14 protein-coding genes are annotated in these 20,131 nt (G+C 59.9%); 10 read left to right on the top strand and 4 right to left on the bottom strand.

The genetic code is table 11. From position 1 onward, the window contains the following. Nucleotides 1-4 precede the first annotated feature (4 nt). A complete protein-coding gene (hutH, locus tag KQI84_02015) occupies nucleotides 5-1,546 on the bottom strand; it encodes a histidine ammonia-lyase (protein MCB2153635.1) in 1,542 nt (513 codons plus the stop codon). Nucleotides 1,547-1,748: 202 nt separating this feature from the next. Between hutH and KQI84_02010 the strand changes: the two genes are divergently transcribed. The 7 genes from KQI84_02010 to KQI84_01980 all read left to right on the top strand — a co-directional run bounded on the left by KQI84_02010 (nucleotide 1,749) and on the right by KQI84_01980 (nucleotide 13,251). Next, nucleotides 1,749-4,850 (top strand): fused MFS/spermidine synthase, encoded by a 3,102-nt coding sequence (locus KQI84_02010; GenBank protein MCB2153634.1) that lies wholly within the window; start codon nucleotides 1,749-1,751, stop codon nucleotides 4,848-4,850. A gap of 258 nt (nucleotides 4,851-5,108) precedes the next feature. After that, complete coding sequence (locus tag KQI84_02005; protein MCB2153633.1) at nucleotides 5,109-5,702, top strand: hypothetical protein; 594 nt, start codon at nucleotides 5,109-5,111, stop codon at nucleotides 5,700-5,702. A gap of 4 nt (nucleotides 5,703-5,706) precedes the next feature. Then, on the top strand, nucleotides 5,707-6,726 hold the full coding sequence (locus KQI84_02000; protein ID MCB2153632.1) for a class I SAM-dependent methyltransferase: 1,020 nt from the start codon (nucleotides 5,707-5,709) through the stop codon (nucleotides 6,724-6,726). Next, nucleotides 6,723-7,148: a hypothetical protein gene (locus tag KQI84_01995; protein MCB2153631.1), complete on the top strand. Its 426-nt coding sequence runs from the start codon at nucleotides 6,723-6,725 to the stop codon at nucleotides 7,146-7,148. The genes KQI84_02000 and KQI84_01995 overlap by 4 nt, the downstream gene beginning before the upstream one ends. 165 nt (nucleotides 7,149-7,313) lie before the next feature. Beyond that, the gene (locus tag KQI84_01990) at nucleotides 7,314-8,306 is read left to right on the top strand and encodes a hypothetical protein (GenBank protein ID MCB2153630.1); all 993 of its coding nucleotides are present in this window, start codon (nucleotides 7,314-7,316) and stop codon (nucleotides 8,304-8,306) included. After that, nucleotides 8,303-11,470, top strand: coding sequence for a hypothetical protein (locus KQI84_01985; GenBank protein MCB2153629.1), 3,168 nt, complete (start codon nucleotides 8,303-8,305; stop codon nucleotides 11,468-11,470). Before KQI84_01990 ends, KQI84_01985 begins: the two co-directional genes overlap by 4 nt. 20 nt (nucleotides 11,471-11,490) lie before the next feature. Then, entirely contained in the window at nucleotides 11,491-13,251 is a 1,761-nt protein-coding gene (locus KQI84_01980) for a hypothetical protein (GenBank protein MCB2153628.1), read from the top strand. Here the strand turns inward: KQI84_01980 and add are convergent. Next, nucleotides 13,238-14,260 (bottom strand): adenosine deaminase, encoded by a 1,023-nt coding sequence (gene add / locus KQI84_01975; protein ID MCB2153627.1) that lies wholly within the window; start codon nucleotides 14,258-14,260, stop codon nucleotides 13,238-13,240. The two genes, KQI84_01980 and add, sit on opposite strands and share 14 nt — an antisense overlap. 131 nt (nucleotides 14,261-14,391) lie before the next feature. On the opposite strand from add, the gene KQI84_01970 reads away from it, so the two are divergent. Beyond that, a complete protein-coding gene (locus KQI84_01970; GenBank protein ID MCB2153626.1) occupies nucleotides 14,392-15,207 on the top strand; it encodes a hypothetical protein in 816 nt (271 codons plus the stop codon). Between the two features lie 3 nt (nucleotides 15,208-15,210). On the opposite strand, the gene KQI84_01965 is transcribed toward KQI84_01970, so the two are convergent. Together KQI84_01965 and dnaG are read right to left on the bottom strand one after the other, a co-directional pair. Continuing rightward, the gene (locus KQI84_01965) at nucleotides 15,211-16,101 is read right to left on the bottom strand and encodes an NAD(P)-dependent oxidoreductase (protein MCB2153625.1); all 891 of its coding nucleotides are present in this window, start codon (nucleotides 16,099-16,101) and stop codon (nucleotides 15,211-15,213) included. Between the two features lie 20 nt (nucleotides 16,102-16,121). Then, nucleotides 16,122-17,942: a DNA primase gene (gene dnaG, locus KQI84_01960; GenBank protein MCB2153624.1), complete on the bottom strand. Its 1,821-nt coding sequence runs from the start codon at nucleotides 17,940-17,942 to the stop codon at nucleotides 16,122-16,124. A 344-nt stretch (nucleotides 17,943-18,286) separates the two neighbouring features. Here dnaG and KQI84_01955 point away from each other — a divergent pair, with 344 nt between their 5' ends. Next, nucleotides 18,287-19,576 carry a tetratricopeptide repeat protein gene (locus tag KQI84_01955; protein ID MCB2153623.1) on the top strand — a complete coding sequence of 430 codons (1,290 nt, stop codon included), beginning with the start codon at nucleotides 18,287-18,289 and terminating at the stop codon, nucleotides 19,574-19,576. After that, complete coding sequence (gene grpE, locus KQI84_01950; protein ID MCB2153622.1) at nucleotides 19,576-20,130, top strand: nucleotide exchange factor GrpE; 555 nt, start codon at nucleotides 19,576-19,578, stop codon at nucleotides 20,128-20,130. The genes KQI84_01955 and grpE overlap by 1 nt, the downstream gene beginning before the upstream one ends. The last annotated feature ends 1 nt before the right edge of the window (nucleotide 20,131 follow it).

Below are 20,131 nucleotides of genomic sequence, written 5' to 3'. Positions count from 1 at the left end.
CTCCTTAGTTCAAATCACCGACTCGCTCTTCGACGGCCTTCACGATGGCTCCCGATCGCACCAGGCGAGTCGCAGTTTCCATCAGTGGAGCGAAGAGCGTGTCCTTCTCGACGTGGCTGATGTCCTGGCGTACGCGGTGCAGTGCGGCCGCCACGCCCATACCGGGTGACAACGGAGACCGATAGTCGACGCCCTGGCAGGCACACATCGTCTCGATTGCCAGCACGGCTTCGCTGTTCTCCAGCACGCGCAACAGCTTCGTTGCGGAGATGCTGCCCATGCTGACGTGATCTTCCTGGCCAAGCGATGTCGGAATCGAATCTACCGAAGCGGGGTGGCAGAGGACCTTGTTCTCCGAAACCAGCGCCGCGGCCGTGTACTGCGGCATCATGAACCCGGAATTCAGGCCGGTGTCCTTCATCAGCAGCTTCGGCAAGCCATCGCGCCCCTCGAGGAGAAGGTATGTGCGGCGTTCCGAGATGTTGGCGATCTCCGCCAGCGCCATCGCGGCGAAATCCAGTGCGAGGGCCAGTGGCTGGCCATGGAAGTTGCCCTGGCTGATGACGTCTCCATTGTCGAAGACCAGCGGGTTATCCGTCGCGGAATTGATCTCGATTTCGATCACGCGCGAGGCGTAAGAGATCGCATCACGGCTGGCGCCATGGACCTGCGGAACGCACCGAAGTGAATAGGGATCCTGAACCTTTGAGCAATCCTTGTGGGATTCGAGTATCTCCGATTCCTCCATGATGCGGCGGATGTTCTCTGCGACGCGGCGCTGGCCGGGGAGAGGACGAACTTCCTGGACGCGTTTATCAAAGGGCCGGATAGAACCCCGGATCGCCTCAAGCGAAAGGCCCGCGTTGATGTCGGCAAGCCTCAGCAGGCGCTGCGCACGGAAGAGAGACAAGGCGCCATAGGAGGACATGAACTGCGTGCCGTTCAGAAGCGCCAGGCCCTCCTTGGGCTGCAACTTGACCGGCGCGATCTTCAACTCGCGCAGTACATCGGCCGCGTCGCGGTCATGGCCGCGATGGCTAACCTTCCCGAGCCCAAGCAGTGCCAGGCCCATGTGGGCCAATGGCGCCAGATCGCCGGAGGCCCCAACAGAGCCCTGTCGTGGAATGTGCGGGAGGACGTCGTTATTGAGGAATTCGACCAGGACTTCGATCAGTTCCCAGGAAACGCCCGAGAAGCCCTTGAGGAGCGAGTTGATCTTGGTGGCCAGCATGAGGCGCACGATCGGATCCGGCACGCGGTCGCCGACTCCGGTTGCGTGGCTGACGAGGATATTGTGCTGCAGCGTGCTGAGGTCCTCGTCCGAAATAGCCTTCGTGCAGAGCGGCCCGAACCCCGTATTGATGCCGTAGTGCGGAGTATTCGATCCGGCAACCTGATCGATAATCTGACGGCCTCGCAGGACCTTGCCGCGAGCCTCCGGAGATACCCAGACGCGTCGCTCACCGATGCCCGCGGGGCGCATCTCGGCCAGGGTTCCTAACTGCTCGATTTTCAGCGATTCGCCGTTCAAAATCAGTGTGGACATGTGCTTCCCGTTTCTTTGGCGTTCTCTTCCACCTTACGATCCCATGTCATACCAAAGCGCGAACGAACGGCGGAAGCAAGGGCAAGTGACTGGAAAGCAGGCCCGATCGAGGATGGCCGAAACCTCCTTTTCTTCGTTGCCTCGCCCCGCCGCTCTGGACAAGCCTGCGGGGCATTTTCGCGGGAGGCATTTCCCAGGCATCATGACGGCAACGAACAAATCGGCACAGAGCACGGCACAGGAACAGGGGCAGGCATCCGCCATCGGGAAGGGGCGCGGATCGCTGATTGCATTGATGTTCCTGCTCAGCGGTGCAAGTGGCCTCATCTATGAGGTCGTCTGGTCGCGCCAATTGACGACGCTCTTCGGCTCCACGGTTTACGCGATCTCGACGGTACTCACAGCCTTCATGGGCGGCCTGGCGCTGGGCTCGTGGCTTCTGGGCAAGCGCGCCGATCGCATGGACCGGCCGCTGATGTTCTACGGATTCCTGGAACTCGGCATCGCAATCGCCGCCCTGGCATTTCCGTTCCTGCTGCGAATCGTCACGCCGATCATTGGCACCTTCTACTCGCCAGGCGGCGAGGCGGCATTCGTCTTCTTCAGCCTGGTCCGCTTCGTGATCGCTGTCGTTTTGCTGCTGATTCCCACGACCCTCATGGGTGCGACTCTGCCTGTCATTTCCCGAGCCGTCACGCATGACTTGCACGCGGTCGGCAAGAAAGTTGGCGGGCTTTATGCCCTCAACACAACGGGCGCAGTGATAGGCGTCTTCGTCACCGGCTTCTTCCTGATCGAGCGTTTCGGCGTACACGGGACGACGCTGATTGCCGCCGCAATCAATGTCTTCGTGACGATCCTGGCCGTTGGTCTTGGGCGCTCACTCCTCGTGAAGCCCGTCGAGGAAACAGAGACGCAGCCCGCCCCCGAGATCAATTCCGGGGATTCCCTTGAGATCCCGGACTCCGTTGTTCGCATCGTCTTGGGAACCTACCTCGTCAGCGGCCTTGTGGCACTGGCGTTCCAGGTTTCGTGGACGCGTTCTCTGATCTTCAACTTTGAAACACTAAAGGCGACGACCTACTCGTTTGCCGGCATGTTGACGGTGTTCCTGCTCGGTCTGGCCATCGGCAGCGCCATCATGCAGGCGTTCGTCGACAGATTGCGCGATCACCTGTTCGTGTACGTCTTGATCCAGTTCGGCATCGGCGTGACCGGTGCCCTTTCGATCTTCATCATCAATGCGCCCACCCCCAGCTTCCTCTTCCTTCCCGAGTTGGACCCGGCAAAGGAAGGTGCGCTGAACTGGTGGGCGGCCGTCGGCAACGTGATGATCAAGACGGCGCTTTCGCTCGGTCTGCCGACACTGCTGATGGGCATGGCGTTCCCGATTGTGGCGCGTATCGCCGTGGGTTCGCTCAGACGACTCGGGCGCGATGTCGGCCAGGTCTATGCGCTGAATACACTGGGTGCGATCATCGGATCGTTCCTGGGCGGCTTCGTGCTGATTCCGCTGCTCGGAATCACACTGACCCTGACGATTCTGTCGGGCATTTCGCTTCTGATCGGCGTCACCGTGCTGGCCGTGCATCCGAAAGTCTCCCGGAAGCAGCGCCCCGCGATCATCATCGTTTCGCTGCTTGTGATCGCCTTCGTGATCGGGCGCGTTGGCATTTCAGCAATGGACATCAAGTACCAGCAACTCACCGTTGGTGAGTCGATGGCCTACTATCACGAAGGCCCCCTGGCGACGGTCTCCGTCATCGAAGATGCTCGCGGCTGGCGCACGATCTATGTGGACGATGTCGGCGTGGCCGGCACTGACCCGGTCCTTCAGACCGACCAAAAGACGTTGGCGCACGCGCCGATGCTCCTCCTGGGTGGCGAAGCAACCCGCGTGGCGACCGTCGGATTCGGCGCCGGCGGCGCGAGCTGGTCGTACACGCTCTACCCGGACATCAAAGAGATTCACGCGATCGAGATCACGACGTCTGTGCTTGAGGCCGCACCGTCTCTGACCGACGCGAACCACGGCATTCTCTACAAGACGGACATCATCGAGGATGCGCTGGAGAAAGTCGGCCCCGAGGGACACATCACCGGAGCTGTTCATCCCGTTGGCGACTACACGATCGAACCTGCTCCCGGATTCCGCAGTTTCGATCCCCGCTATCGAGTCGTCGTGGACGACGCGCGCGCCTACTTCCGTTTCACCGGCACCGTGTACGATGTGATCGCGACGGACTGCACGGATCTGCGTTATAAGACCAATGCGAATCTCTACGACCAGGAGTACTTCGAACTCTGTCGCGAACACATCACAGATGACGGACTTGTCGTGGTCTGGATGCCGCTTGGCGGTCTCAGTGACGAAGCCTTCCGCATCGTCGTTCGCACGTTCCACGAAGTATTCCCCGAAATGACGGTGTGGTACTTCACCAACCAGCCCACCCACTACTGCCTTTTCATCGGCCAGAAGGGCGGTCTGAAGATTGATTATTCGAAGGTTCTGAAGGGCCTGGAACTGCCTGCGATCCAGGCGGACCTCGAAGAGATCGGTCTGCGCGATCCGAACAAGCTGATCGCTTCGTTTGTGACCGACGAGCGCGGCATCGACCACTATGTGGGCGACGGACCGCTCAATACCGCCGACTTCCCGATCATCGAGTTTCTGTCGCCGCGCTACGGATACGATTCGCGGCCGGTCGCGATGAACATGGGGAATCTCTACAAGATCCAGGTCCCCGCGTGGGATCTGATTGTGCCTGGCTCGGTGCCGAATCCGGACGAGACCAAGCGCCTGATCGGCGAGACTCAGCGTGCCAACGAAGTGCTCTTCCAAGGGCACGCCGAGTATCGTCTGCACAACCTGATGGAGGCTGCACGGCTGTACCGCCAGGCGAAGGAAATCGCGCCGCACGACAAGTCCATCGATCGTCTGCTGGAATTTGAGGAGCTCCGCCAGTTGCTGAGCGAAGAACTCGAACGCGATTCGGACGGCATCGACCACCTTTGGATCAATGCACAGTGGATCGCCTTCAACGTCGGGCAGATCTACGAGGAACAGGGCAAGTATTCCGAGGCGGTCACCGTGCTGATGCCGTTTGTGAGGCGGACGCCTCAGCCATCCCCGAATCTGGATGACGATCTCGCCCAGATCGGATCGGCGCTCAACCTTGTCGTGGCACGTTGCTACGCGGCATCCGGCAACAGGGACCGCGCCAAGGAGTTCCTGGATGAGGCTGAAGCCTACGAGCCGAAAGCACGCGACTGGGAGAAGATGCGCAGCGAGATTCTGAAGTAGGCTTGTGCCCCACGGATTTTCCACTTGCCGATCTTCGTGCCCCGCTCGGAACTGAAGCGACTGGTTGTTTAGAGTGAAAGGTCCCCGATCATGGCAATGAACCAAGGCCCAACGGCACCGCCACCCGGATGGACACCTACGCCCACACCTCCTCCGTTTCAGCAGCCTCCCGCATCGCCACCATCTGAGTTCCCACCGACTCCTTCGCCGCAGCAGGATTCCTTTGCCGGCTCCGAGTCGCGTCCCCTGAAACCGGGGCTGCACCCGTCGCTGCAGCATGATCGCTTTCTGATTCGCCGCAAGATCCTCACGTTCATCGGTCGCAAGATGCACACGTACGACGAGATGATGAACCTGCTGCTCTTCACGCATATGAAGGGCTTCAAGCTGAAGGAAGACATCACTGTCTACGCCGACATCGAGCGGCAGGAGCCGCTGCTGCGAATTCGCGCCCGGCGGATCATCGATATCGCCGCGACATACGACATTCACGATGTCTCCGGTGGGGGAGAGGTACACATCGGCGCGTTGAAGCGCAAGGGACTGAAGTCCTTCGTGCGGGACGAGTGGCTAATCTTCGATACGCAAGACCGCGAGATCGGCCTGATTCAAGAAGACTCATCCGATCTTGCTCTGGTGCGGCGATTCATCAGTGCGGCCGCACTGGTTCTTCCCCAGAGCTACAATTTCACGCTCCACGGCCGTCCGGTGGGTTTCATGAAGCAGAATTTCAACCCGTTCGTCATGAAGCTGACTGCTGATTTCACCGAAGACATTGAACAGAAATTCGATCGCCGACTGGCCGCCGCCGCCGCCACATTGCTCTGCTGCATTGAAGGCAAACAGCGCTGATCCAATGATGAAGATGACCGGCCTCGCACACGATACTGCTCGTCGATTCGCCGCCATGGTGGCGATCTCGAAATGCGTCTGCTTGCCGGAGAAGCCCTCTCTCCTGGACGTCGGTGGATATCCCTGCAATCTCGCGCGATTGCTGAAGGACGCCCACCCAGGCGCGACGGCTCTGACCATCGACCAGATCGATGCACAACTGGACGACTACCGCGTTGCGGACGGGGCGGAACTCCCTTTTGCCGACGGTGAGTTCGATGCCGTCTTCACCGCCGATGCATTCGAGCATATCGCGCCGGGCAGGCGCGCGGCTTTCATCGCCGAACTCGTGCGCGTTTCGCGCGGCCCTGTCATCCTTGGCGCGCCGTTCGATCAACCTGCCGTCCGGATCATCGAGAGCCAGCTCAATGATGCGCACATTGTGCTGACCGGCAAAGAGCACCCGTGGCTGCACGAACACGTTGCTTATGGTCTGCCAAACCTTCGCGAGACAGTCGGGCTCTTCCCTGACGATCGCATCGTCGCTCTTGTACGCAGCGCACCGCTCCTCGACTGGGCGCTGTGGAATTGGCTGCAGATGGCGCACGAGCTCTCCGAGTCGATGGATGAATCCTGGAATGCCATGGACGAAGCTCTGCGGAATCTGGACGAACGGGCAGCCGGCGATGGAGAAGGTCGAGACTTCGAGATTGTTGGTGCAGAGGGCGAGCGTGGATTCACGCCGTACCGCTGGATCCTTGTCGCGCAGCCGAAGGATCAGGCTCACATGAATCCGCCCGCCCAGTTCCCCGAACCGAGTGACAGCGAAGGAGGCACATGCGTTGCCTACAGCGCAATGCTGCGAGCGGTCATCGAGTCCGCCGTACGGCCGCCGCAGTCGGGCGATTCGCCCGCAGCCGAAATCAACGAGCGACTGAAGCTCGCACTTGCCGGGGCCGAGCAACAGGCGGCCGATCTGCAGCGCGAACTCGACAACCAGGATTCCCGCACCCGCAGCGGATTCCTTCGCAGGTGGCGAAAATGACCGGCCTGGTGCTGGACACTGCAGCCCTGGCCGGTCGGAACGACCATCCCCACTACGAGAGCGGCTGGCACGAGCGCGAGCGCGACGGGCGTTGCGGCGTGGTCTATCGCGCCGGACGGAAAGAATCCGTCTTGCGGCTGCGTCGGCGCGAGGGAGCCAAACGCCTCTGTCTCTTGATTTCGGGTCCTCGTGGCCTGGTGGAAGATACCCTGCGGGGCACGCTCCAAATCAATGAATCCTGCATCGATCTTGAACTCGACGCCGACGTCTGGACGATCCGCGAAGTCGAATTGCCCGAAGATGAAAGCGACGAGTTGCGCGTTCTTCTGACGCTCCCCGGTGCACCATGTCCGGACGAAGTCCTCCACAACGGCGATCCCCGCCGCCTCGGTTGGTTCCTTAGCGCTGCCTGGCAGGAGTAGAAACGGCCGCTTCTCTCCGTATGTCCGATCTCGAATGCTCGGCACTAAACGTGCTGCCCTCCGTGGTCAAGATACTCGATTGGCCGATCTCATCCGATTGCAGGTTTCACTCCTCAACGGGTCGCCGTGGCGACCTGTGCTGATTGCGGCCTCCCAGGCGGCTTGATGGATCCCCGAAGTTGTCGAAAGTGCCTTGCGCTGCGCTCCCTGTTTGGTGGCGTGGCGCTTTCTTGTTTTTTGGCGATCGCGAGTGCCGCCTCGGCCCAGGACATCGCCGGTGCGATGCTGGGGCGCGTGCAGCTGACGCCAGAGGAACTTGTCGCAGCCGACAAGAGCGGGGACGGAGTCGTCGACAGCGCCGACCTGCGGCGCCAGACCGATGAAGGGGGCGCGCCGAAGGTCAGTTTCGCCGCCGCCACTACCACCACCGAGGAAGGCAACCAGCAGATCGAAATCGAAGTTTACTTCGACCGGCCTTTCAGCGGGACCGTCGAGTGGTCAGTCGGCGGCACGGCATCGGCGGGCCAGGACTACGTCGGCACGGCGAATTCGATGACCGTGAATGGCGTGGACTTCAAGCTTCCCATCGAAATCCTGGACGATTCGACTGTCGAGCAGGATGCCGAGACGATCGAGCTTCTGCTGCTGGATACCGCCAATTACGACCTCGGGGCTCCCCAGGTCCATACGGTCTACTTGCAGGACAATGATCGCACCTGGGATGGCACGATTCAGAGCGGGTTCTTCAACTATGGATTTACGATGGAGATCCTGCGGAACGGCAGCAACACGACGGCGAAGTTGATGAGCGATGGCAACGGTTCCTTCGCTGCTGGCGAATACAATCTGATGAACGTCTTCTTCACCGATCAGGTCTTCACGGCTGACTCCGTCCCCATTTCTGTGTCGCCGGATGAGTTGCTCTTTCGACGAGGCATGCAGCGCACGCTGGAGTTCCGTGCGAACAAAGGTGATGAAGGTGTCTTGATCAAAGATGGCTTCGTCGGTGGGCATGTGACTGAGCGCGTTTCAGCAACGAGCGCGGATGATTCGTATCTCGATCGCTCTGTCGTTGGAACATTCACCATGATGCGACGCCCACAGGCCGTGCCACAAACGCCGCCCGATCTCGTTCGCGGGATGGAGGCACGACGATGAATAGACGCCTCCTTTGCACGGTCCTTCTGGCCGGTTCGACGGCTCTCTGCGCTGCCTCCCCGCGAGTGCCGCAGAACGAGATCGACGCGACGATCAAGATCACACCGCGATACTCGAACATCACCGGTAGCCCGGGTTCGGGCAATGGAGTCACAGCCTTCAGCGGAATCGGTGCGGGCGCATCTTCGGACGGGACCATCTACCTGGAGCGCGCTGCTATGGGTCAACCGGTCGCCCCGCAGGCGGCATCGCCGGAGAGCGCTCAAAACGTCCTGAATGAAGTCCGCGCAATGCTGTACTACCAAAGCAACTCGCGCGGTGCGTCGGCGGCCGCCTTCCGCTACAAGGTCTACCTCTTTCAGCACGACGACACCGATAACGATGGCCAGCCGAATACCGATGCGCCGATTCGCGCTCGATACGAGATGATGTCGGATTGGTACGGCGAAACCGAACGCGCGATTGTGCTCGAAGCAGAACGGAAATTGCGCAATGCACTGATCGGTGATCCTCTCAACAGTGAATTGCAGCAGGCGCTTCTGGATCTGTACTACGATCGCGCCGTGGCAGAATTGCAGTTCTCAAAGTCGAAGCACGATGAACTGAACCAGCTTCGTCTGGATATCCTCTCCGGCAGTCCCCCGGACTCGACTATCCCCGGCGAACTCGCCATCTGGACCGATCCCGACGGGCTGCTTCCCATCTATCGCCGCGTGCTCGATGACTACAGCGAATTGCTGAACGATTCGTTCGCCTTCAAGATTCGCGACTTCGATTCGAGCTACTCCGCTGGCACTCCGCTGGGATATTTCCTTTTCCAGAATCAGGTCCCCGAATTGCCCGGCCGTGCAGCACAATACCTGGGAACAAACGGCGAGGTTCTCAACGTTCCAATCGATGGAGCCGGAGCCGATTATCCCGTTCTGTACGATGGCTACCGCGAGCTTCTGCTCCTGATGGGCGTGCTGCAGGACTACACTTCGGGCCTCGCCGATGCAGCGCGATTGTATGTGCTCCTTGCCGATCCCAACGACGACAACGATCCCAATCGTCTGGCCGCTCAGGATCTTATTCGGGAAGGCTATCAGCAGGCATACCTGGACGGTCAGATGCTGCTCGGAGTTTTCCCGAATCTCGATCCGCAGTCGATTCCAGACTCCGGTCTGCAGGCCGCGATCGATGGTTGGCAGGATGGCATCCGCGAACTGACCGAGGTTCGCAGAATTCTTGACGGCAAGCTAAACCCCCTCGGGTTCCAGCCCGATTTCCTGATTCTGACGACGAGCTTTCAGGGCCAGTCCGGCGATTTCTTCGATTCCTACAACACGTTGGCCACCTGGATCAGCGAGCTGACCGACCCACCGATTCGCCCTCTCGCAGTGGCCCAATCCGAATTCGAACGCGCACAGACGCGCTACATCGACTACCGCGGATACCAGGATCAGTTGGACGAGAACTACTTCGACATCGAGCGCGACCGCGACGATCGAGCCTTCGAACTCGTCGGGGCTGTGCCCGGCGATGCAAACTACGATCCGGGAAATCCGGCGACCGGCTTGATCGCGGATCAGTTGGTCAGCATTGAAATCGCGCGCAACCAGATTGCTCAGAACGAACAGAAGATCAACAACGTCTATCGCAGAATCCAGATCGAGATCGAACGACGCGGAATCGAAGCTGGCGTCAACAACGCCATTCAGCAAGTGCAGATCTCGTATGGGAATCAGCGCGCCGGATTGCGTGAAGAAATCGGCCATTGGCGAGCCGCTCAGGCCACCGCCCAGGCGACCAGCGATGCGATCGGCAATATCTTCGCAGCCGGTCCACTGGGAGCAGGCGCTGCGATTTATGCGGCCGTCGTTGGCGTCGCAAATGTCGCCGTCCAGACCACCGCAGAGGAAGCGATCGGCCAGAAAGAGGGGCAGATCGAGCGCCTCTCCGCCATGGAGGACGCGCAGATCACGGACCTGCAGGACCAGATTCTCGATGCCAACAGCGAGGCCTTGGTCAAGAACTACGTGCTGGAACTGGCGACGCTGGCGATCGATTCGCAGCAGGCGGAACTGACGCTGCGCCAGGAAACTGTTCGCCTCGGGACGCTCTACAACGAATTGTCGCAGATCGAGCGCTTCTACAACGACGACGCCCAGTTCGCGAGCGAACGCTTCTACGCCGATCCGCTGCATTACCTGCGTTTGCAGGAATCGGTGAAGCGCGCGCACGAGACATTCCGCGAAGCGCAGGACTGGCTCTTCTACACGGCGCGGGCGCTCGAGTATAAGTGGAATCAGCCGTTCGAACGCACGGTTGGCGATCGTACCTGGTCGGTGGCAGAACTCTACAAGACGCGCAATTCACGCGAGCTCTCGCAGATGCTTGCGGCTATGGAACTCTACGACGGTGCCCAGTCGTTCGGGCCCGGCACGGGCACCAACACGGACGTGATTTCGTTGCGCGAGGACGTCCTCGGTTATCGCGATCTCGACAACAGCAGCAACCCACTCTACTACCCGGATCCCATCACCGGCGAGTTGGTTCGCGCCAAGGTCGCTTTCCGAAGCTACCTGGAATCGCAGGAATTAACGCGCGACAGTGGCGACAATGTCGTTTCCTTCACCTTCAGCACTGCCTTCTCGCCGTCCGGCAGCCAGTTCTTCCTGGGGCCTCAATTCGACAATCAGGGACAGCCTGTCGAGTTGGGCACGTGGCTCGACAAGATTCAGTGGATCAAGATCAACGTGCCCGGCAACATGGGGCAGAGCGGCTTCATCAACGGGTACCTGTCAGATGGTGGAGCGCAGTTGGTCCGCAATGTTGACGTGGGCACTTACGATCCGGCGAACCCAGACAAGGTGGTCAATGAAATGACGCCTTACTCCAGCCGGGTGTGGTTTACTCAAGATGGCGGCGAGACGTTCGAATTCCGCGAGAGCTTGCGCGCACCGATTCGCCTTGAACTTGGTAATCCCGCGGGCACGGACACTCTGCCGAACGTTCCAGAGAATACATTCTTCAAAGAACGCAGCGTCGCGAACACGCAGTGGACGCTCGAATTCACGACCTTCGATGCGGACGGCGCACCGGGTGGGCTGCAACTGCTCTCCATCAGCGACGTCGACGACATCGAATTGCTCATCAACCATCGATTTACCCCGCGCCTGTAGCGGACGAAAAGGACCCCCCCATGCGATTCTTCGCGCTGATTCTGACGACTCTACTGATTTCGACGGCTGCTGCCCAGTCGGTGCCTTCGCTCGTGAATTACCAGGGACGACTGGTCGATTCGAACGGCAATCCGCTCGAGGGGATGAAGATGCTGGAGTTTAACATCTATGGCTCCGAAACCGGCAGCGATCTCCTGTGGGGGCCGCAGACGTTTGACAACGTCCCGCTGATTTCCGGCGAGTTCAATGTCATCCTCTCGCAGGACACCGATGGCGACGATGTAACGGATGGTTTCAGCACCAGTTCGGCCTTCCTGGGCATCAAGGTCGGCGATGCCGGCGGAACGGTCGGGGCGGAGTTCCTTCCGCGCCAGCAATTCCTCGCCGTGCCCTACGCGTTCCATTCGTTGGACTCGGAGAGCGCGAACTCCGGCGATCTGCTCGCGCGCATCGAGGCACTCGAAAACGCAGTCTTCCCGGTCGGATCGTCGTTCTGGGTGAAGTATATCGATCTCTTGCAGAACGGATCGTGCGGCGGGGTTGCCATCGATTCGCAGGGAAACGTCATCCTTTCCGGCAGGCGTGGTGCGGGCTCAGTAGACTTCGGCGGTGGCGTGCTCGAAGCCGATCAGACGGCTCCGTTTCTTGCCAAGTTTGCCCCCGACGGAAATCATCTATGGTCCATGCATTTTCCGATCGTCGGCGAGTATGCAGGCTACTTCGATGGCGTGGATGTGGACTCCGCCGACAACGTGATCGTCACGGGATATGTTCCCGACGGCGTTGACCTCGGCGGTGGCGCTCTGAGCGCTGGGCTTGTCGTTGCTAAGTTCGATTCCAACGGTGTCTTCCAGTGGGGAAATACCTATGCGAGCGGCGGGGGAACGATCGTTGCCATTGCGCCTGACGATTCGATCGTCGTCTCTGGTTCATTCTCTGACAGCATGGGGATTGGCGCTGACTTCTACAGCACCAATGGCAAGTCCGACATCATTTTCGCGAAATTCACGAGCGCCGGCGCGCCCGTGTGGGCTCGTCACTTCGGCAGTGCACAGGACGACGAGATCACCGGCATGGATATCGATTCGAATGGAGACATCGTCGTCTCCGGGCAATACGAATCATCGATGAATATCGGCGCCATCAGCCTGTCGCATCACGGAATCGTCAGCAACGGGTACTACTACCGACTCTTCTTCTCGTTGTTCGACAGCAACGGCGTCCCCCAGTGGGCGAACGGCTATGCACCCTCGACCGCTCGCTTCACGAAGTCCGATTGGTCTGGCGGAGTCGGTTTCGACACCGCTGGGAACTTCTGGACGGCGGCGCATTTCGTCGGTGGGCGTGATTTCGGGAATGGCACGCTTGGAACGGACAACACCGATCAGTACGGGTTCCTCCAGTTCGATCATTCGGGGAACGCGATCGAAGAACAGATCTGGGCGGCCTTCAAGCGAGAGACGAATTATCTGACGATGAATGGCGACGACCCGATCGCCGGGTTGGTACTTTCCATAAACTCGCCGATCGATTTTGGCGGCGGACCGATCGACAGCGGCTTGGTCTACATCGGGATGGAAGAGACGACCACCGGCCTGGCCCATCGTTGGTCACGCAATTTCGGTGGGCTGACAGGGAATACTGGATTGCCCGGCGACATGGATTGTCGCGATGGCAAACTCGCAGTCGCGCGCAGATTCTCCGGCACGGTTGATCTTGGGACCGGCCCGGTGACAGACCAGAGCAGCGGAACGATCTACCTGACTCTCATGAAGCCGTGAGCCACTTCTCCCAATCGGCAAGCCAGCGGGCCTTCTGATCCTCGGTGGCGAAACTGTGCTCCAACGAGTTCCGCCCGAGCACGCCCAACTCCTCTTCCGTCACACCCAGTTGCCAAGCCAGCCGATATTCGTTCATCAGGCTGGTCTGGAACATGGGAGGATCGTCGCTGCCCAATGTCACGATCAATCCCGCATCCAGCATTGCCCGTAGCGGATGATCCTCAAGCCGAGGCACTGCGTTGAGCGCGACGTTGCTGCCGGGGCAAACATCGCAGGGAATCCGACGTTCGCGCAGTAACCTCAGCACTTCTTCATCATCGACGGCTGCAATTCCGTGCTGAATGCGCTCGGCGCCGAACACGTTGATCGCATGACCGACTTCCATCGATGGCCCATGTTCGCCCGCGTGTGAAACCACGTGCAGGCCAGCGTCGTGTGCCTTTCTCATCAATGCACCGAAATCATCGATGAACCAGTTATCCGATGGCCCCCCCATTCCCAGCGCCGTGATTCGCGGATGACGATTCGCCAGGATCTCATCGACGACCGCTTCGCACTGGGCCGCGCCCAAGTGCGGCGAGAGGTCCGGAATCAGCAGGGACGAGATGCCACATTCCCGTTCGGCGCCTTCGCAGCCGGCGATGATACCTTCCAGGATGCTCGGCCAACTCGCGCCCGATTCCACGATGTGGTAGCTTGCCGAGACGTGGAACTCTACATGCACGGCACCCTGGCGGTGCGCTGCCAGCAGGTAATCGGTCGCGGTCCGCTGGAAGTCCTCCGGCGTGCGCAGCAGGTGACAGACGAAGAAGTAGCGCTTCAGGAAGGAGGGGAAATCCTCGAAGGAATACCATGCGGCAATTTCTTCGGGCGTCGCGCCAGGAGGCTCGACATTGTGCCGTTCCGCCAGCGCTAACAACGTCTCGGGCAGGACGCTGCCCTCCAGGTGAACGTGTAGTTCCGCCTTCGGCATAGAGGCGATTCGTTGCTCGGGGAATTCTTTGGCCATGGATCCGCTTCCGGTTTGGGGTTTTCCACCAATGCGATTGACGCGATGGATGTCTTTGCGAATCGTGGGGCAAGTCGATCCGAGTGGACAAGTCCGACTTGTTGGCAAGTCTACAGAAAGCGTCAAGACCGATGAGAGCAGCTTGGATTCTGGCACTGGCAGTCGCAGCCGCGGGCACTTCCGCTTGCGCAGGGACGGACAAGGCAACGTCCGATACCATCGAAGGGCGCATTGTCATTCCACGCATTGAGGCCTCGCCGACAATCGATGGCCGAATCGCCCCCGGCGAGTACAAGGGCGCCTTCTCCCTCAGTCTCGATGGTACATCGCCCGATGTGAATCCCGGGTTCAATCCGTTCAACGCCGATGCTTATCCGTCGGAGGACATGAGCTTCACATTTTACCTCGCGCACGATGGCGAGGCTCTCTACGTCGCTTTCAATATCACGGACAACTCGATCTCGTTCGATGACTTCCCACGGCCAGGGGCTCGGAATGCCTCGTTGTGGGAGGACGATTGCACCGAAGTCTTCATCGATGCGGATTTCGATCGCGATCGCCCGTCGGAAGGCTCGAACCGCCGCGGCCCAGATGGGAACTGGGCCGAAGGAGCGATCCCACACTATGGGATTCCCGACGGAACGTACTGGGACGGATACTCGAATCTATACGGCGAACGTCCGGACGGCTGGTTTGCCCGGGCGGCAGTCATCGACGATCACCATTGGCAGACGGAGTACCGATTCCCGTTCACAGGGCTCGACACGGCAGATGGCCCGGAGACGAGACCTCTCCGCCCCGGCGACACGATTGGTATGAACGTGATGGTCAACGACGACGACTTCGGCGGCACGCGAGAGCACCAGCTCGCGTGGCAGGGGAGCGACCACACCAATGAGCTTTACAAGCAGCAGGACGCCTGGGTGGAAGTCGTGATCGGGGAGTAAGTCCTACTCACCGACCTGCACGCCGCTCAGCTTTTCCAACGCCTTAATCAGCGCGTGATTCCCCTCGCTGCCGCAGCCCTCTTTCTGCAGCACGCGATAGAGATCGTGCACGATGCCCGTCATCAGCGCTGGCACGCCCAGATCATCCGCCGCCTGGAGCGCCAGCCGAACATCCTTCTGCTGCAGGTCGATTGTGAATCCCGGGCGCCAGTCGCGTTTCAGGATTTGCGGACCGCGATTGCTCAGCATCCAACTGCCGGCCGCGCCTCCCGCCACCGCTTCGAGCGTCTTCTCCAGGTCCAGTCCGCCCGCCTGCGCGAAGACGAGAGCCTCGCTCATTGCCAGCGCGTGCCCGACGACCAGGATCTGATTCACGGCCTTCACCATCTGGCCGTGTCCTGTCTTGCCAACGTGCGTGATCGTCTTTCCCATGGCCTTCAGGAAAGGCATGGCGCGATCGACGTCGCCGGCATCGCCGCCAATCATGATGCTCAGCGTCCCGTTCGCGGCCCCTTCGCTGCCGCCACTGACGGGTGCATCCAGAAAGCGAACGCCTTCCTCAGCCAGCTTCTCCGCGATCTCTACGGTCGCCGAGGGGCTGATGGTGCTGTGATCCACAACCAGGGCGCCGGAATGTGCGCCATGCACCACGCCGCTGTCGCCCAGAAGCACTTCCTGAACGTCCGGCGTATCCGACACACACACGAAGATGATGTCGCAATTGGTGGCGAGGTCAGCAGGATTATCGGCGACTTTCGCGCCTTCCGATGCGAGTGCCTCGGCTTTCGATGTCGTGCGATTCCAGACGGTCAGTTCATGTCCCGCCTTCATCAGGTTGCGGGCCATGCCCAGCCCCATAATTCCAAGACCGATGAATCCCAGACGTTCCGCCATTTTCGGTGCCTTCTCCTTGCTTATTCGATTCGATGTTGAGCCTTTGGCAATTCCGTTCGCAGCGCGAGCATCGATTCCTCCTGGAATGAGCTCAGCAGCTTCATTGCATTCTCATCGTCTGTATCGCGTAGCGCCTCGATCAGTCGTGCCGTGATGGACTTATGGTGGCGCCGCTTCAATCTTGCCAGCAATTCCCGTGAGGCGTGCTCCGGTTCCCCGATTGGGAGTTCTTCGGCCAGAATTCGATAGACGATCGTAGGATCGGTTGGCAGGGGATACTCCGGGTCCGACTCGCTCTCGGCGATCATCGCCATGGCCTCGTCCGTTCCGCCCAGGAAGTACATAATCCACGGATCGAGCCGGCGATCAGTCAGCCAGCTCTCCTGGAGCTCATGGCGGAAGATCTCAAGTGCCTGGAAGCTCTCCAGCATAAGTTTCAGCACGGCGCGTTCGAGCGGATCGTACTGCAGTTCCGGCATGGTCAGGCGCGAAGGAGACTTCTTGCGCTCGGGCGATGCCGCTTTCCTCTCACGTGGAGCCAGGATTCGGTAGATTGCTTCTCGTGGAAGTCCACCGCCCAGGCGCGTCAGCAGACGCGTGATAGCCGCTTCCCGCTGGACCTCGTTGCCGAGAGCGCGCAGCAGCGGCGCGCACTTCTCGACGAGAGTCGCCTGTCCAGCAAGCGTTCGCGTCTCCACCCCAACGGCGTGCGCTTCCAGCGCGAAGTCGAAGTACTCTCGCGCCTTCTCCATCTTCGCACGCAGCGCCTCCGGGCCTTCGCGACGAAGGAATGTATCCGGATCATCCTCGAGCGGAAGGCTGATCACGCGCGCATCGAAGCCGGCGCCCAGCAGTGGCTCGCCGTTCTTCAGCATCGCGGCCTGGCCGGCCATGTCGCCGTCGTAGAGGAAGTGAACGCGGCTGGCGTAGCGCTTCAGCAGTCGTGCCTGCTCGGGCGTTAGCGCAGTACCGAGCGATGCCACCGCTTGGGTAAATCCGAACTGATGGGCCATGATGGTATCCATGTACCCTTCCGTCAGGATCGCGTATCCACTGTCGGCGATAGCCTTCTCCGCAACATTCAGCGCATAGAGATTCCGCCCTTTCTTGTAGAGCGCGGTCTCAGGGGAGTTGATGTACTTCGCGCCCTGGCTCTCGGAGGCGAGTTCGCGCCCGCCGAACGCGATCGGTCGTCCCCGGTGATCGAAAATCGGAAAGATCAGGCGGTGGCGGAACCCATCGTACACCGTGCCGCGCGACTCGTGGCGTTTGCAGAGCCCGGCCTCGATCAGCAGATCATCGCTGAAACCCTTGGCCACCGCTGCATCGCGCAGATGCGCCCACCCCTCGAGCGCTGCCCCCAACTGGAAAGCCTCTGCGATCTTGGGCTCGATGCCGCGATGTTCCAGGTAATCGGCAGCGATTGCGTTGCGACGCGACTCCAGGTTGCCGCGAAACCATTCCAGGGCGAACTCCATCACACTTTGCAGTGCGCGGCGTTGCTTCTCCGCCGCATCGCGGGCTTCGCGCTCCTGTGGCCCGCCCGGCGCCGGTATCTCGATGCCGAGATCCTTGGCCAGCAGACGTAGCGCCTCCATGAACTCCAGGTGCTCGGTCCGCATGACGAAGTCGATCACCGATCCACTGGCGCCACAGCCGAAACAGTGGAAGATGCCTTTGCTCGGAACCACGTTGAATGACGGCGTCTTTTCTTTGTGGAAGGGGCAGCACGCCTTGTAGGAGGTTCCTGCCTTCTTGAGCGGGACGTGCCGGCCCACGATGGCCACGATATCGGCCTGTTCCTTGACTTGGCGGGTGATGTCCTTGATCGATCGAGCCACGAGCGCCGCCACCTCCCGGCGGTTGGCCGAGTCAACAGAGGATAGGCCCAAACGTCAACGGCGAAGCCCTCAGGCGACGGTGCTTACGCCTTTGGGATAGAGGGACGTTGGGAGTCTACTGCGGACTTGCCCTGCGGGCGCTGAAAACGCCCGTCTCCAGGCCCGAAACCCGCGGGCTTTTCTCTTGCTCCAAAGGGCCACGACCGATTTACTGATCCGGTGGCAATGGCTTCGGGTATCCCGGGGGCATGCCCGTTTGCGTGTTCAGCCGTCGATTGGGGTGCATCCGGTGATTTGAAGCGCAAGACAACCAACCGTAATAGCGGGCAGGTAGGCTAGACCATATGGCTGAAAAGAGCGCATACGCCATTCTGGGGCTTCAAAAAGGAGCGACCGAACAGGACATTAAGAACGCTTATGTCCAGTTGGTGAAGAAATACGATCCGGAGAAACACACGGATCGCTTCATGGTCATCCAGAACGCGTACAATCGGCTGAAAGAACCCAAGAAACGGGCTCAGGAAGACATTCACACGTACAATGTGATTCGTGGTGACTTCCTCTTCCTGGATGACGAGCGACCCGAGGGCGGACACGGTCCCAGTGACCACGAGATCGAGCGCGCCCAGGAGGCCTACAAGTCATCCTCCGGCAGCAAACCGGCTCGCGATACCTACATCAAGATGCTGATGCGCCGTTCCAACGCTTCCGTGCGCAAGAAACTGTGGAGCGAGGCCATCAAGGACTGGGTCGATATCCTCGATATCGACCCCTCCCACGTGCGTTCACGCAACAACCTGACGTTTGCCTATATCACGCTCGGCCTGTCATATGCTCTTCATGGTCTGCATGACGAAGCCATCGATCTGTGGGAGAAGGCTCTGAAGCTGAATCCAGACAGCGCCGATCTGATTCACAACCTGGCCCTGGCCAGCGAGAAGTGCGGCGACGGCAAGAAGGCCGCCAAGTACTGGGGCGAAACCGTCCAGCGCTGGAAGTCCGCTCTCAACAGCGGCGAAGGCAACGAAGAGTACCTCAAAGAATGCATCATCGAAGCCCATCGCTATCACGGCGGGCAGTTCGATGCGAACGACACCCCGGAAGCTAAGTCGAGCGCCATCAATCGTTATCGGGAAGTTTTGAAACTCCGTCCGGACGATTTCGATGCGCAATTCCAGATCGCCGCGGGCCTGATGAGTGAGCAGAAGTGGCCGGAAGCGATTGAGGAGTTGGACAAGATCCACCGTAAGCACCCGAAGAATATCGAGGTGCTGAACATGCTGGGCTCCGCTCACTTGAGCAGTGGACAGGTGGACAGCGCCTTCAACATGTGGAATCGAAGCCTGTCAATCGATCCCAAGAACTCTGCGACTCGTGAGATTATCGTCAGAGCGCACTTGACTCTCGGTAAACAATACCGCCAAAAAGGGTTGTTTACACCAGCCTTGGTGCATCTGAAGAAGCTGTTGCGCTATCTGCCGGGAAGTGCTGAAGTCTTCCTGGAAATCGGTGCAACCTATGATATGAAAGGAGATACCCGTTCGGCCCAGCAGGCTTACCAGCAAGTCATGCAGATCGACCCGAAGAATAAGATCGCCCGCAAGGCGCTCAATGATCTGCGGATGAAGCGGTGATGTCGAGATCCTCCTGGCTGAAGAGATGGCTCTGGGCCGGAACGTTCGAGTTCCAGGCGGAGCCATTGGCGCTGTGGGAAGGCGAAGCCCCTGTCAGGGCTTCCGATCCACGGGACTTGCTCGGCCAGGTGACCGCCGCCCTCAAGGAGCTTTGGCGGCTGGTGGATTTGACAGAATCGATGGAAGAGAAGCAGGAAGAGGGTAGTTCCGTTGAGCTGCGCTCCATTGCCCGATCGATGCTGCCAGTGCTGGACGGATTGGATCGTATCGTAGATTACGCGTCGCAGCATCGTAGCGACAGCGAGGAGTTTGAGAACTGGGCAAAGGCCGTCGAGGGCGTACAGATTCGGCTTTCAAGGACCATGGAGCGGATCGGCCTGCAGCCTCTCTCAACTGTCGGAACTGAAGTAGATTTGGCACTGCATGATGTAGTTGCAACGGTCAGGACTCGGGAGTATCCCGAAAACACGATCGTGGCGGAAAGACAGAAAGGGTACTACTTTCGAGGCCGGCTGCTACGAGACGCCAAAGTCGTCGTAGCCCTATCATCGTGAA

This window comes from bacterium, from assembly GCA_020444065.1.
GTDB lineage: Bacteria > Sumerlaeota > Sumerlaeia > SLMS01 > JAHLLQ01 > JAHLLQ01.
Note: the sequence above shows the minus strand (reverse complement) of the source record. Positions and strands in the feature narration are given on the sequence as shown.